Origin of the sequence: Escherichia sp. MR, from assembly GCF_005280595.1 — a bacterium.
In the GTDB taxonomy this organism is placed as follows: Bacteria; Pseudomonadota; Gammaproteobacteria; order Enterobacterales; family Enterobacteriaceae; genus Escherichia; species Escherichia ruysiae.
The window spans coordinates 1-13,948 of the sequence record NZ_SZVK01000070.1 but is presented as its reverse complement, the minus strand read 5'-3'; the positions used below and the strand labels follow the sequence as shown (position 1 = coordinate 13,948).

The 13,948-nt window shown below is 49.8% G+C and carries 13 protein-coding genes and 3 pseudogenes; 10 read left to right on the top strand and 6 right to left on the bottom strand.

What is annotated here, in order from left to right:
• From FC814_RS23685 to FC814_RS20595, 6 genes are all read left to right on the top strand, one after another.
• Window positions 1-60 (top strand): IS1 family transposase (locus FC814_RS23685; protein ID WP_071528444.1); only part of this gene is annotated, 60 nt, incomplete at its 5' end.
• Window positions 57-512 carry a PTS galactitol transporter subunit IIA gene (gene gatA, locus FC814_RS20615; protein WP_137326395.1) on the top strand — a complete coding sequence of 152 codons (456 nt, stop codon included), beginning with the start codon at window positions 57-59 and terminating at the stop codon, window positions 510-512. The genes FC814_RS23685 and gatA, both read left to right, overlap by 4 nt.
• 31 nt (window positions 513-543) lie before the next feature.
• A complete protein-coding gene (gatB, locus tag FC814_RS20610; protein WP_000823282.1) occupies window positions 544-828 on the top strand; it encodes a PTS galactitol transporter subunit IIB in 285 nt (94 codons plus the stop codon).
• 3 nt (window positions 829-831) lie between these two features.
• Entirely contained in the window at window positions 832-2,187 is a 1,356-nt protein-coding gene (locus FC814_RS20605) for a PTS galactitol transporter subunit IIC (protein WP_137326394.1), read from the top strand.
• A gap of 48 nt (window positions 2,188-2,235) precedes the next feature.
• Window positions 2,236-3,276: a galactitol-1-phosphate 5-dehydrogenase gene (gene gatD / locus FC814_RS20600; RefSeq protein WP_137326393.1), complete on the top strand. Its 1,041-nt coding sequence runs from the start codon at window positions 2,236-2,238 to the stop codon at window positions 3,274-3,276.
• 105 nt (window positions 3,277-3,381) lie between these two features.
• On the top strand, window positions 3,382-4,155 hold the full coding sequence (locus FC814_RS20595) for a DeoR/GlpR family DNA-binding transcription regulator (protein ID WP_010347143.1): 774 nt from the start codon (window positions 3,382-3,384) through the stop codon (window positions 4,153-4,155).
• Between the two features lie 102 nt (window positions 4,156-4,257).
• Here the strand turns inward: FC814_RS20595 and FC814_RS20590 are convergent, their stop codons facing one another.
• Window positions 4,258-5,199, bottom strand: coding sequence for a sugar-binding transcriptional regulator (locus tag FC814_RS20590; RefSeq protein WP_001030843.1), 942 nt, complete (start codon window positions 5,197-5,199; stop codon window positions 4,258-4,260).
• Window positions 5,200-5,407: 208 nt separating this feature from the next.
• On the opposite strand from FC814_RS20590, the gene dalD reads away from it, so the two are divergent.
• From dalD to FC814_RS20570, 4 genes are all read left to right on the top strand, one after another.
• Window positions 5,408-6,775, top strand: a complete 1,368-nt coding sequence (dalD, locus tag FC814_RS20585) for a D-arabinitol 4-dehydrogenase (RefSeq protein WP_001003647.1) — start codon at window positions 5,408-5,410, stop codon at window positions 6,773-6,775.
• Window positions 6,776-6,788: 13 nt separating this feature from the next.
• Complete coding sequence (gene xylB / locus FC814_RS20580) at window positions 6,789-8,252, top strand: xylulokinase (protein WP_000280577.1); 1,464 nt, start codon at window positions 6,789-6,791, stop codon at window positions 8,250-8,252.
• A 68-nt stretch (window positions 8,253-8,320) separates the two neighbouring features.
• The gene (locus tag FC814_RS20575; protein ID WP_137326392.1) at window positions 8,321-9,598 is read left to right on the top strand and encodes an RbtT/DalT/CsbX family MFS transporter; all 1,278 of its coding nucleotides are present in this window, start codon (window positions 8,321-8,323) and stop codon (window positions 9,596-9,598) included.
• A 43-nt stretch (window positions 9,599-9,641) separates the two neighbouring features.
• Window positions 9,642-10,289 (top strand): HAD family phosphatase, encoded by a 648-nt coding sequence (locus tag FC814_RS20570; RefSeq protein ID WP_137326391.1) that lies wholly within the window; start codon window positions 9,642-9,644, stop codon window positions 10,287-10,289.
• A gap of 72 nt (window positions 10,290-10,361) precedes the next feature.
• Here the strand turns inward: FC814_RS20570 and yegS are convergent, their stop codons facing one another.
• The 5 genes and pseudogenes from yegS to FC814_RS20545 form a co-directional block, all read right to left on the bottom strand.
• Window positions 10,362-11,261, bottom strand: a complete 900-nt coding sequence (gene yegS, locus FC814_RS20565) for a lipid kinase YegS (RefSeq protein ID WP_000753100.1) — start codon at window positions 11,259-11,261, stop codon at window positions 10,362-10,364.
• A 258-nt stretch (window positions 11,262-11,519) separates the two neighbouring features.
• Complete coding sequence (gene yegQ, locus FC814_RS20560; RefSeq protein WP_000476029.1) at window positions 11,520-12,881, bottom strand: tRNA 5-hydroxyuridine modification protein YegQ; 1,362 nt, start codon at window positions 12,879-12,881, stop codon at window positions 11,520-11,522.
• Between the two features lie 102 nt (window positions 12,882-12,983).
• Window positions 12,984-13,232, bottom strand: a pseudogene (locus tag FC814_RS20555) (type II toxin-antitoxin system RelE/ParE family toxin).
• A gap of 49 nt (window positions 13,233-13,281) precedes the next feature.
• A pseudogene (locus tag FC814_RS20550) lies at window positions 13,282-13,579 on the bottom strand (type II toxin-antitoxin system ParD family antitoxin).
• A 209-nt stretch (window positions 13,580-13,788) separates the two neighbouring features.
• Window positions 13,789-13,893: pseudogene (locus FC814_RS20545) on the bottom strand (DUF1508 domain-containing protein); the annotation flags it as partial.
• Window positions 13,894-13,948: the final 55 nt, after the last annotated feature.

Genomic DNA, 13,948 nt, shown 5'->3' with positions numbered 1-13,948 from the left:
TCGGTGGAGCTGCATGACAAAGTCATCGGGCATTATCTGAACATAAAACACTATCAATAAGTTGGAGTCATTACCTTCGTAGCGATATTTCTTTTGCTAATCGCCGCGAAGCACTAACCCATATTGGCAACGAAATGGTCGCACAAGGCGTTGTTCATGACTCCTGGCCGCAGGCATTAATCGCCAGAGAAGCGGAGTTCCCCACCGGGATCATGCTGGAGCAGCATGCCATTGCAATACCGCACTGCGAGGCGATTCATGCAAAAACGTCAGCCATTTATCTGTTAAGACTCGCGGATAAAATCAATTTTCAGCAAGCAGATGATGATAATGAAGTGGCGGTTTCATTAATCATCGCCCTGATTGTAGAAAATCCACAGCAGCAACTGAAACTTTTACGCCGTTTATTTGGCAAGCTGCAACAACCCGATGTGGTCGAAACGCTTATCAGCATTCCTGAAGTGCAATTAATGGAATATTTCAAAACATCTGTTTTAGATTCAAATGAATAAAATCCCTCTGTACTAATAAAAAGGACTATTTATGAAACGCAAGATTATTGTCGCTTGCGGAGGCGCGGTTGCGACTTCTACGATGGCGGCGGAAGAAATTAAAGAGCTGTGTCAGAGCCATAATATCCCTGTTGAATTAATCCAGTGTCGGGTTAATGAAATAGAAACGTATATGGATGGTGTCCATTTGATTTGTACGACAGCCAAAGTTGACCGCAGTTTTGGTGATATTCCGTTAGTTCACGGTATGCCTTTTGTTTCTGGTGTAGGGATCGAAGCATTACAAAATAAAATTCTGACTATCTTACAGGGGTGACCTATGTTTTCAGAAGTCATGCGTTATATTCTCGACCTTGGCCCTACGGTCATGTTGCCGATTGTCATTATTATTTTTTCAAAAATATTAGGCATGAAAGCAGGCGATTGCTTTAAAGCGGGTCTGCATATCGGGATTGGCTTTGTTGGCATCGGTCTGGTGATTGGCTTAATGCTGGATTCCATTGGCCCGGCGGCGAAAGCGATGGCGGAAAATTTCGACTTAAATCTGCATGTGGTCGATGTCGGCTGGCCGGGATCATCTCCAATGACCTGGGCGTCGCAAATTGCGCTGGTGGCTATTCCGATTGCGATTCTGGTTAACGTGGCAATGCTGCTCACGCGTATGACGCGGGTAGTGAATGTCGATATCTGGAATATCTGGCATATGACCTTCACCGGCGCGTTGCTGCATCTGGCGACGGGTTCATGGATGATTGGCATCGCGGGTGTGGTGATTCACGCAGCGTTTGTTTATAAGCTGGGCGACTGGTTTGCACGCGATACCCGTGATTTCTTTGAGCTGGAAGGCATTGCCATTCCGCACGGCACATCGGCGTATATGGGGCCGATTGCGGTGCTGGTCGATGCCATTATCGAAAAAATCCCTGGTATTAACCGGATTAAATTTAGCGCCGACGATATTCAGCGCAAATTTGGCCCTTTTGGCGAACCGGTCACCGTGGGTTTTGTTATGGGACTGATTATCGGCATTCTTGCCGGTTACGATGTCAAAGGTGTATTGCAACTGGCAGTAAAAACGGCAGCGGTGATGCTGCTGATGCCACGGGTGATCAAGCCCATCATGGATGGTTTAACACCCATCGCGAAGCAGGCGCGTAGCCGTTTACAGGCGAAGTTCGGCGGTCAGGAATTTTTGATTGGACTTGATCCGGCGTTGTTGCTGGGGCATACGGCTGTGGTGTCGGCAAGCCTGATTTTTATCCCGCTCACTATATTGATTGCCGTTTGTGTGCCGGGTAATCAGGTGCTGCCGTTTGGCGACCTTGCCACCATCGGCTTCTTTGTTGCGATGGCGGTCGCGGTGCATCGTGGAAACCTGTTCCGCACCCTGATCTCTGGCATCATCATTATGAGCATCACCCTGTGGATTGCGACGCAAACTATTGGCCTGCATACCCAACTGGCTGCCAATGCGGGCGCGTTAAAAGCCGGAGGCATAGTGGCCTCGATGGATCAGGGCGGTTCACCCATCACCTGGTTACTGATTCAGGTTTTCTCCCCGCAGAATATCCCCGGTTTCATTATTATCGGTGCTATTTATCTCACCGGTATTTTTATGACCTGGCGTCGGGCGCGCGGTGTTATTAACAAAGATAAAGCTGCTGTCGCACAATAAATTATACCCAAGGGGGAGAATATCCCCCTTTATCACCCAGGAGTTTTTATGAAATCAGTTGTTAATGATACTGATGGTATTGTCCGCGTGGAAGAGCACGAGTTACCCGAAATTCATCATCAGGATGATGTGCGAATTAAAATTGCCAGTTCGGGATTATGTGGTTCCGATTTGCCCCGGATATTTAAAAATGGTGCACATTATTACCCCATAACATTAGGGCATGAATTTAGTGGTTTTGTTGATGCTGTGGGGAGTGGGGTAAATGATTTACAACCTGGCGATGCGGTCGCCTGTGTGCCGTTATTACCCTGTTTTCAATGTCCGGAATGTCTGAAAGGCTTTTATTCCCAGTGTGCGAAATATGATTTTATTGGATCACGGCGCAACGGGGGATTGGCAGAATATATTGTGGTGAATCGAAAAAATGTCTTCGCACTACCGGAGGAAATGCCGATTCAGGATGGCGCTTTTATTGAACCAATTACCGTCGGCCTGCACGCTTTCCATTTGGCGCAAGGCTGTGAAAATAAAAACGTCATTATTATTGGTGCCGGAACTATCGGCCTGCTGGCGATCCAGTGCGCAGTCGCGCTGGGGGCGAAGAGTGTGACGGCTATCGACATTAGCCCAGAAAAACTGGCACTGGCAAAATCCTTTGGTGCCACGCAAACATTTAACAGCAGTGAAATGAGTGCGCCACAAATGCAGGCTGTTTTACGCGAACTGCGTTTTAATCAGCTTATCCTTGAGACGGCTGGCGTACCGCAAACTGTCGAACTGGCGGTAGAGATTGCCGGGCCTCATGCACAACTGGCGCTGGTGGGCACGTTGCATCAGGATCTGCATTTAACGTCGGCGACGTTTGGCAAAATATTGCGTAAAGAGCTGACGGTTATCGGCAGTTGGATGAACTACTCCAGCCCGTGGCCTGGGCAGGAGTGGGAAACAGCGAGCCGGTTGCTGGCAGAACGTAAGTTAAGCCTGGAGCTATTAATCGCTCACCGTGGCGGTTTTGAAAGCTTCGCTCAGGCGGTGCGTGACATCGCTCGCAATACCATGCCGGGTAAGGTGCTACTCATTCCCTGAAACCGTGGGCCAGCGTGATGCTGGCTCACCGTTGTGAAAAACAGATCATTCACCAATGCCCCCCCTTCGTTTACACTATGCGCAATTGAATATGGGTAAATGACGATGAATTCATTCGAGCGAAGGAATAAGATCATCCAATTAGTGAATGAACAGGGGACCGTGCTTGTTCAGGATCTGGCGGGAATATTTGCTGCCTCGGAAGCGACAATCCGTGCCGATTTGCGCTTTCTCGAACAAAAAGGCGTGGTCACGCGCTTTCATGGTGGTGCGGCGAAAATAATGTCCGGCAATAGCGAAACCGAGACACAGGAAGTAGGATTTAAAGATCGCTTTCAGCTCGCCAGTGCGCCGAAAAACAGAATTGCACAGGCAGCAGTAAAAATGATCCACGAAGGGATGACCGTTATTCTCGACAGCGGAAGTACGACAATGCTTATCGCCGAAGGATTAATGACAGCCAAAAATATCACGGTGATTACCAACAGTCTCCCGGCGGCATTTGCCCTTTCTGAAAATAAAGATATTACGCTGGTGGTTTGTGGTGGCACGGTACGCCATAAAACGCGCTCGATGCATGGTTCTATTGCCGAGCGTTCATTGCAGGATATCAATGCCGATTTAATGTTTGTCGGCGCTGACGGTATCGATGCGGTAAATGGCATTACCACCTTTAATGAAGGTTATTCGATTAGCGGTGCTATGGTCACCGCAGCAAATAAAGTGGTTGCGGTACTGGACTCAACGAAATTCAACCGCCGTGGATTTAATCAGGTACTGCCAATCGAAAAAATTGACATTATTATTACTGATGATGCCGTGTCAGAGGTGGATAAACTGGCATTGCAGAATACACGGGTGAAATTAATTACGGTGTAGAGCAAAGCGAATAAGGTGATCATTCAGTTTATAAAAATCCCGATAACCTGTGCTATCGGGATTTATTTCGCAAGCAGAAGATGAAATAGTTCCAGGCGGGGGCTAGCGAGTCAATAACCAACGTGCGGTGTGTTCATCGGTCACCAGGCCGTTGATCCATCCGCCTTTTAACGCCGCGAGAATTGCCGGGCGTTTATCTTCACCGCAGGCGGCGGCGATGCGCGGGCACTGACTTTCGCGGATATCGTAGCTGGTGATCATCCGGTTAATATGGTTTTCCACCACGTTGCCGTCGGCGTCGATAAAGCGCCCGAGAATTTCCCCAACGCCGCCGAGCATCGTTAACTCTTCCAGTTGCTGTTCATTGATAAAGCCATCTTTGAAGATCGGGCTTTGCCGACCTAATGCGCCAATACCGACAAAAATGACATCGGAATTACAGGCGACCGCAGAGACATTGCGAAACAGTCGGTTGGTTGACCACATTTGATGCTCTTCCCGCGACTGGGCATAGCGCGGGGCAGGCCATTGATAATATTTGCCCTGAATCTTTCTCGCCAGCAGTAGTGGTACATCGTCGTAATAGTTACATTGTCCGTGTTCGTTCATGGCGCTGATCAGGGCAACACAACGGGTGTTTTGGCTATCAAAATCAATCCGTCTGATGGTTTTCTTTAGGGTTAAGCCAGAACCGATACCGACAATAGTCGGTTTATCACCTTGTAAATAACGCGCCATCAGTTGATAACAGCCAAATGTCACGCTATCGAGGGTACTTTCAACACTGTATACCGGCACAATATTACAGTCGGTTAAATGGTACTTTTCCTTTAAAAGTTGCGCGTAATCGAGACAATTCGCCACAGGATGATGCAATCCAATCGACACAATCCCTTCGTCTTTAGCGGCGGCAATGAGCCGCTGGACTACCGGACGAGAAGTTCCTAACTGACTGGCGATTTCGCTTTGGTTAAGTCCGGCGATGTAATACATCCATGCTGCTCGTACTTTTTGATCGAGCCTGATGTCATCTTCTTTGTTCACGTTTCCCTGCCTCAAGATTGCGTGTGGGATAGAGAAAATCCCACAACAGATAGCGTCATTCTGGCGACAGCTCTGCCGTGAGGCAAGTTTTTACCTGCATCTGGTCATTTGTAATTTTAAAGATCATTTGCTCTTTTGTGATCTAACGCTCTTATTTAAGCTAAATGTTCATTTACAGTGCAGCCATAACGTCAATGGAGAACAGACAATGAACGAAAAATACACATGGCTGCATATCGGTTTAGGTTCTTTCCACCGCGCACACCAGGCGTGGTATCTGCATCGCCTGTTGGTGGCGGGGGATACTCGCTGGAGTATCGCGGCGGGCAATATTCGTAACGATGCCGAACACGTTGTGCAGGCGTTGATGGCGCAAAAAGGCCGCTATGTTCTGGAAACGGTTAGCCCGGAAGGGGAGAACGAATATGAAGAGATCACCTCAATTCAGAAATTGTTGCCCTGGCAGGCCGACTTACAACCGCTGATTACCGAAGGCGCTGACCCGAAAACCAAAGTGATTGCCTTTACGGTGACTGAGGGGGGCTACTACCTCAATACCAGCCATAAGCTGGAAGTTACAAACTCTGATTTAGCTGCCGACCTCAAGGGGGAATGCAAAACCATTTATGGTGTTGTTACCCGCATTCTTGAAGCTCGTATGGCAAATAACGCCGGATCGCTGACCCTGCTGAACTGCGATAACGTGCGGCATAACGGCGAGCGTTTCCATGATGGCCTGGTGGAGTTCTTACAACTTACGGGTAAACAGACCGTTATCGACTGGTTAAGCGCCAATGCGACCTGCCCGAATACCATGGTGGATCGTATTACGCCACGCCCGTCGGCAGAACTTCCGGCACGTATCAAAGCGCAAACCGGGATGAGTGATAAAGCCCCGGTCATGGGCGAAACCTTTATCCAGTGGGTAGTGGAAGATAATTTCCGCGATGTACGTCCGGCGCTGGAGAATGTCGGCGTGGAGCTGGTGGAGTCGGTTATTCCTTATGAAGAAGCGAAAATTCGTATTCTTAACTCTTCTCATAGCTGTATCGCCTGGGCAGGTACTCTGGTTGGTCAGAAATATATCCACGAAAGTACGCTGACTGATTTTATTTATCAGATTGCCGATCGCTACGTAACGGAGGATGTCATACCTTGCCTGGGTGACAACGGCATTGATCTTGCGACTTATCGTGATGTGGTGCTCAGACGTTTTACCAATCCACATATTCAGGACACCAACCAGCGCGTTGCCGCCGATGGCTTCTCAAAAATTCCGGCGATGATTGCGCCTACTCTGCGCGAATGTTACCAGCGCGGTGTCCGTCCGAACGCTACCGCCATGTTACCGGCACTGTTCTATGTGTTTATGCAGCAGTGGCATCTCGGCAAACTTCCGTATGAATACCAGGACGGGATTCTTGATGCGCCTGCGGTACATGCGATGTTCGAATCCGCCGACCCGATAGCCGTTTATGCCAGTGACAAGGCGCTGTTCGGCGATTTAACCGACCGTGCCGATTTTGCCGCGCTGCTGCGCGAAAAAATTGCTGACGTCTACACGCTGATTAATTAACCTGGAGGCGGTTATGTATCTGGGCATCGATCTGGGAACATCGGAAGTTAAGGCGCTGGTCATTGATGAAAATAATGAAATAGTCGCCACACATAGCGCGCCACTGACTATTCAGCGGCCCCATCCACACTGGTCAGAACAATCGCCGCAGGCCTGGTGGGAGGCGACGGAATATCTGATGTCAACGCTACGGGAAAAATGCGGTCATCACTGGCAGGCGATTAAAGCGATTGGCCTTTCTGGCCAGATGCACGGCGCAGTGCTGCTGGATGCTACCGGGGAGGCGATTCGTCCGGCGATTTTATGGAACGATACCCGCAGTGCACTTGAGTGTGCGGAGCTGGAAGAGATAGCACCGGAGCTGCATCAGGTGGCTGGCAATCTGGCGATGCCCGGATTTACTGCGCCGAAACTGTTGTGGGTACGGCGCCATGAACCGCAGCACTTTGCGCGTATTGCGACGGTGTTACTGCCGAAAGACTACTTGCGTTTCAAAATGACCGGCAAAAAAATCTCCGATATGTCGGATTCGGCGGGCACGTTGTGGCTCGACGTGGCAAAACGTGACTGGTCAGACACGCTGTTGCAAAAGTGCGGCCTGACGCGGGCAAATATGCCGGAACTGGTGGAAGGTTGTGATGTCTCTGCCACGCTCGATCCGCGCGTAGCCGAACGCTGGGGGCTGACGCCTTCGGTGGTGGTGGCAGGCGGCGGAGGGGATAACGCGGTCAGCGCCATCGGTGTGGGCGCAGTATCTCCCGGCGATGCGTTTATTTCTCTGGGGACATCGGGCGTTCTGTTTGTGGTGACTGATGCTTATCGTCCGGCACCGCAATCAGCCGTTCACGCATTTTGCCATGTGCTGCCGAATTTATGGCATCAGATGAGCGTTATGCTTAGCGCCGCCAGTTGTTTGCAATGGTTTTGCCGTCTGGTGGGCGTTACTGAAACAGAATTACTCGAAGAGATAGCCCAGCTTTCACCAGCAGAAAAAGCCAGTGCCCCGATGTTCCTGCCATACCTTTCCGGAGAACGGACACCACATAACGATCCTGATGCCAGAGGGATGTTCTGGGGGCTGACCCATTCCAGCCAGCGGGCACTGATGGGCTATGCCGTACTGGAAGGCGTGAGTTTTGGTATCGCTGACGGGCTGCGTGTTTTGCAAGAGAGTGGAACGGCTATTGAACAATGTTCGCTGGTGGGAGGCGGGGCGAGAAGTCCGTTCTGGGCGCAACTGCTGGCGGATATTCTCAACATGCCGGTGGTAACGCATAAAGGTGGGGAAACCGGTGGCGCGCTTGGCGCGGCGCGTCTGGCTTGTCTCGCCGCCGGTAAACCGCTGGCGGCGGTCTGCGAAAAACCGGAAGTCTACCAAACCTGGCACGGCGATGCTGAACGTCATCAGGCTTTGATGCAACGTTATCAACAATTTAACTCGCTATACAGCAACGATCTTAACTATCGCAACCAATAACAACTGTCATTAATGCTCTCCGGTGGTGACGCCGGAGCGGCGTTTTGTACCCTACAAACGAGGTCACTATGTCGTTAACGAATAAACAATGGCTGGGATTACCTTTAAATCTGGTCTGGGGATATATTGCCATTGCTATCTTTATGACCGGCGATGGTTTTGAACTGGCATTCCTCTCGCACTATATTAAGGCGCTGGGCTTTACGCCTGCACAAGCCTCATTTGCTTTTACGCTGTATGGCCTGGCGGCGGCGCTCTCTGCATGGGTATCCGGCGTGGTGGCGGAAATTATCACGCCGCAAAAAACCATGTTCATCGGTTTTGTGCTGTGGTGTATTTTCCATGTGCTGTTTCTGGTCTTCGGTCTGGGGCAGGCGAACTATGCATTAATTCTGCTGTTCTACGGCATTCGTGGTCTGGCATATCCTCTCTTCCTTTACGCCTTTATCGTTGCCGTTGTGCATAACGTGCGCAGCGACAGTACCAGTGCCGCGCTGGGCTGGTTCTGGGCCGTTTATTCCATTGGTATTGGTGTTTTCGGTAGTTACATTCCCAGCTTTACCATCCCGGTTATCGGCGAAATGGGTACTCTATGGTTGGCGCTGGCGTTTTGCGTAACTGGCGGTATTCTTGCGCTGGTTTCAATGCGTAAAATCCAGACTCCGCATCATATGCAAGCTCTGACGACTAAAGAGAAGTTCAGCGAGCTTGGCCGTGCTGTCACCTTGCTCTATACCAACCGCAATATTTTGCTCTCCAGTATTGTGCGAATTATCAATACATTGTCACTGTTTGGCTTTGCGGTGATTATGCCGATGATGTTTGTCGATGAGCTGGACTTTACCACGTCCGAGTGGCTACAGGTGTGGGCGGTCTTCTTCTTCACGACGATTTTCACCAACATTTTCTGGGGCGTACTGGCAGAGAAAATTGGCTGGATGAAAGTTGTTCGCTGGTTCGGCTGTGTGGGAATGGCGCTTTCCAGTCTGGCTTTCTACTACATGCCGCAATACTTCGGACATAACTACTGGATGGCAATGGTGCCCGCCGTTGCGCTGGGGATCTTTGTTGCAGCGTTCGTGCCGATGGCGGCGGTTTTCCCGGCGCTGGAGCCAAAACACAAAGGCGCGGCGATTTCGGTTTATAACCTTTCTGCCGGTCTGTCTAACTTTTTGGCCCCTGCGATAGCGGTGGTGCTGTTACCTTATTTCAGTACAATTGGTGTGGTTATCGCTTATACAACCCTGTACATCATCGCGTTTATCATTTGTCCGTTTATTCGCGTCGAACAACCGGGATTCTCAAACCAGCAAGTCTGTGAAGGTGAACCCGCCGTTATTTCCTGATGGAGGCAGCCTGGTGTAAGGCCAGGCTTTATTGTGAGGAACGATGTTTAATTGCAAAGCAGTCATTTTTGATATGAACGGCGTCATTATTGATTCGGAAGGATTATGGCGTCAGGCGCAACAAGGGGCGCTGGCACGATGGGGTGCCAGCGTTAGCGATGAAGAGTGTATCAGGCTGACGAAAGGGAAAAGGCTTGATGAGATAGCCCGAACCTGGTGCGAATACTGTCATCTGTCTGTTACGCCCACGCAACTGGAGGCGGAGATCCGTCGCCTGATTACTGCATTAATTGCTGAAAAAGGGGAAGCCATGCCGGGGGTAAAGGATGTGCTCACCTTTTTATGCCAGTCAGGATACCAACTGGCACTGGCGACCTCTTCATCTTATCAGGTGATAGATGCGGTGCTGACAAAACTCAAAATCGAACACTGTTTTTCGGTGATTTGCAGTGCCGACGACGAAAGCCACGGCAAACCACATCCGGCAGTTTACCTCTCCGCACTACGAAAATTACGCCTGCCTGCCGCAGATTGTCTGGTTATAGAAGATAGCCTGAGTGGTTTTAAAGCTGCACAGGCAGCGGGAATTAAAACGGTTGTTGTAGCCGAGGATTTTCAACAGCCGTGCTTTAACTCTGCGGTAGCCAGGTATGCATCACTTGAGCAGTTACTGGAAACGGTGGCCGCATGAAAAAATTGCGAGCGCAGAAGAATCCTGGGATGATGCCGGTCTGCGGATCCTGCTTCTGCGCTTGCTTTGTACTTACCTTAACAGCGGGCAATCTGGTGGTAGCCGGCAACGCAATGCTGCCGGAAGTATTTCGATATGAAAACGTTGTCCGCTTAACGGTTCGCCATCAAGATTAAAGGTGATTTCATGCGGCGCTTGTATCTCGAACCATGCCGAAGCGCCATCAATAATATTCGGGTTTTCTTCGTCAGGTTTTAAGGTTGAGAAGAGAGCTGGAAGAATTTCATCGCCGGTGAAAATACGCAGTTGTAACAAACCATCATTGATCAGCGCATATGGGCACAGTTGTTGACCGCCACCGGCTTGACGCCCGTTGCCAATACCAATAACCAGCGCATCGCCTTGCCAGTGAAAATTTTCACCACGGATTTCACAGCGATCCGGTTGCAGCGTATCCATGCGCATTAAGCCGTGAATGATATAAGAGACGCCACCCAGCGCGGCTTTTAATTTCTCGGGTGTTTCCGTGGTGATGCGCGTACCAAATCCGCCCGTCGCCATGTTGATAAAACAGGTTTGTTTGTTGACCTGCGCCATATCAATCGCAATAGCGTTACCAGCAATTGCCAGTTTAAGTGCCTTATCCAGCGCCTCAGGAATACCCACACTGGTGGCAAAATCGTTCGCTGTACCTAGCGGCAATATCCCCAAAGCAGGAATTTCATTGCCCTCACACTGAATCAACGCCGTGGAGACTTCATTAATAGTGCCATCGCCACCGCCGGCAATCACCGTTGCAACGCCAAGCTGGCGGGCTTCCTCAACAAAACGCGCAGCATCACCTTTCTCCCAGGTAACCCGCACATGGATCGTCATTCCTTCCTCACGCAGCAGCATAATTGCTTCGCGTAATGTTTCATTGTCAGCACTTTTGCCGTTAAGAATCAGTAAGCTGGCGGGAAAATCTGCCATGGTCGTATGCCTTTATGATTGGTCTGTAGATAGTGTAGAGTAGAAAAGAAAAGGCGGTGTCAGAACAGGATGAAAGTCGTGGTACAAAAAAAATAAGCCCGTGTAAGGGAGATTACACAGGCTAAGGAGGTGGTTCCTGGTACAGCTAGCATTTTATGGGTTATGTTTTTCAGCGAAACGGATGATAACCTTAATAAATGCAGCTGTATGTGATCGGTTTCTAAGAATTTTCCATCCGGGAAAAATAATCGAAATTAATCACTTACCGTGTGGGTTACGCGTGGTTTCACCAGAGAAATTACGCATCAGCAGTGCGTAATTGAGCTCAAGATCCTGCGGAACCGGGAGCCACACGGTATAACCATCGCCAGGTGCAACCGGCATCGCTTCACCTTTGGCATTTTCCATATGCTCAAGGGTAAAGTTGATGTTGCCCTGTGGCGTCATCAGTTCAAGGCTGTCGCCAACGGAGAACTTATTTTTCACCGCTACCGCCGCGAGATCGCCTTTGCGCTCACCGGTAAACTCCCCAACAAACTGCTGGCGGTCAGAAACGGAATAACCGTATTCGTAGTTCTGATAATCGTCGTGAGTATGACGACGCAGGAAACCTTCGGTGTAACCACGATGCGCCAGACCTTCCAGAGTTTCCAGCAGGCTGGTATCGAACGGTTTTCCTGCAGCGGCGTCATCGATAGCTTTACGATAAACCTGCGCGGTGCGTGCGCAATAATAGAAAGATTTGGTACGGCCTTCGATTTTCAGCGAATGCACGCCCATTTTAGTCAGACGTTCAACGTGGGCGATAGCGCGCAGATCTTTCGAGTTCATGATGTAAGTGCCGTGTTCATCTTCAAACGCGGTCATATACTCGCCCGGGCGCTGGGCTTCTTCAATCATAAACACTTTGTCAGTTGGCGCGCCGATACCCAGCGTTGGTTCGACGTTTTGTACCGGAATCGGCTCGTATTTGTGTACGATGTTGCCGACGTCATCTTCTTTGCCTTCCTGGACGTTGTACTCCCAGCGACAGGCGTTAGTGCAGGTGCCCTGATTCGGATCGCGTTTGTTGATGTAGCCAGAGAGCAGGCAGCGGCCGGAGTAGGCCATGCACAGTGCGCCGTGAACGAAGATTTCGAGCTCCATATCCGGCACCTGATTGCGGATCTCTTCAATCTCTTCCAGTGATAGTTCACGGGAGAGGATCACGCGGGTCAGGCCCATTTGCTGCCAGAATTTTACCGTCGCCCAGTTTACGGCGTTGGCCTGCACCGAAAGGTGGATTGGCATTTCAGGGAAGTGCTCACGCACCAGCATAATCAGCCCCGGATCGGACATAATCAGCGCATCCGGCCCCATTTCCACTACCGGTTTCAGGTCACGGATAAAGGTTTTCAGCTTAGCGTTATGCGGCGCAATGTTGACCACGACATAAAACTTTTTCCCCAGCGCATGGGCTTCATTGATGCCGAGCTGAAGATTTTCGTGGTTGAATTCGTTGTTGCGCACACGCAGGGAATAACGCGGTTGTCCCGCATAAACAGCATCTGCGCCATAAGCGAAAGCGTAACGCATATTTTTCAGCGTTCCCGCCGGGGAAAGGAGTTCCGGTTTAAACATAATTCTCTCGTTCTGATGACAGGTCAGAACCGCTTCACCTGATGAAGCGGTTAGGGGAGTGTCCCCACTTTAAGGGCGGGCATTGTAGCGCAATCGGCGGGTTTAGCTCCAGTGTAAATGTCTGGTAGCGTCCTGGTTTTGGTTAAGGATACGAGTGACGATAATTTCCCCTGGTGATTACAGGAAATAAATAACGTGGTGTTCAAAAGGAAGAACAAAAATGCCTTCGCCTAATTCAGGTCTGGGAGTACCAATATTATTGTTACTCAGAATCTGGAGAACGTCTGAAAGATGTTCAACATATTTGTCGGCTTGTGGTTCGCCGAAATGGTGATAACTGTAATACCAGATGCCTTCTCAATCCTCGTTGGCTTTTGGCATGAGCTTAATAATACGCACATTATTTCCTTATCCCTGCTTTCACCTTCCGTAAAAACGCATCCTTTTCCCACGGCTGAGCTTCACCACTATTCAACCCTTCTGCAAGCATGTCACGTAACGCTTGCAGGCGAGACTCTGCTTGTTTTTCTCGAAGCAAGCGCAGTGACTCACGGATCACTTCGCTTTGGGTGCGATAGTCGCCGGATTCAATTAAGGACTCGATAAATTCACGCAACTCATCGCCGAGATCAACTGTCATCGTTCTGGCCATGTTTATGCTCTCTTGTAAGTAAAAATCTTACGTCAGTGTATGTCATAAACCGGATAGCGCCACGAAAAGTATTAGAAGATATTTTGCTATATGAACATGTTCAGGAGGATAAGGATGGGGAGTGTTAAACAAAGAGAGGAGAATGAGTGCTTGCCTGTGCCTACTATTTTAATGGCGCAGATTAATCTTAATCATCAATAAATAAGTGTTTATTAGAAATAAAGCCGGACGCGTTATCCGCGCCCGGCTTAACTATTAAGTATTGTCTTTCACCTTCTGACTTGCGCCATTGGTTTTTACAGAAGCAATTCCGACTTCGCGTGATTGAGCGGTGGCATACGGCTTTGTTGAATAAATCAGATTTCGGGTAAGTCTCCCCCGTAGCGGGTTGTGTTTTCAGGCAATACGCACGCTT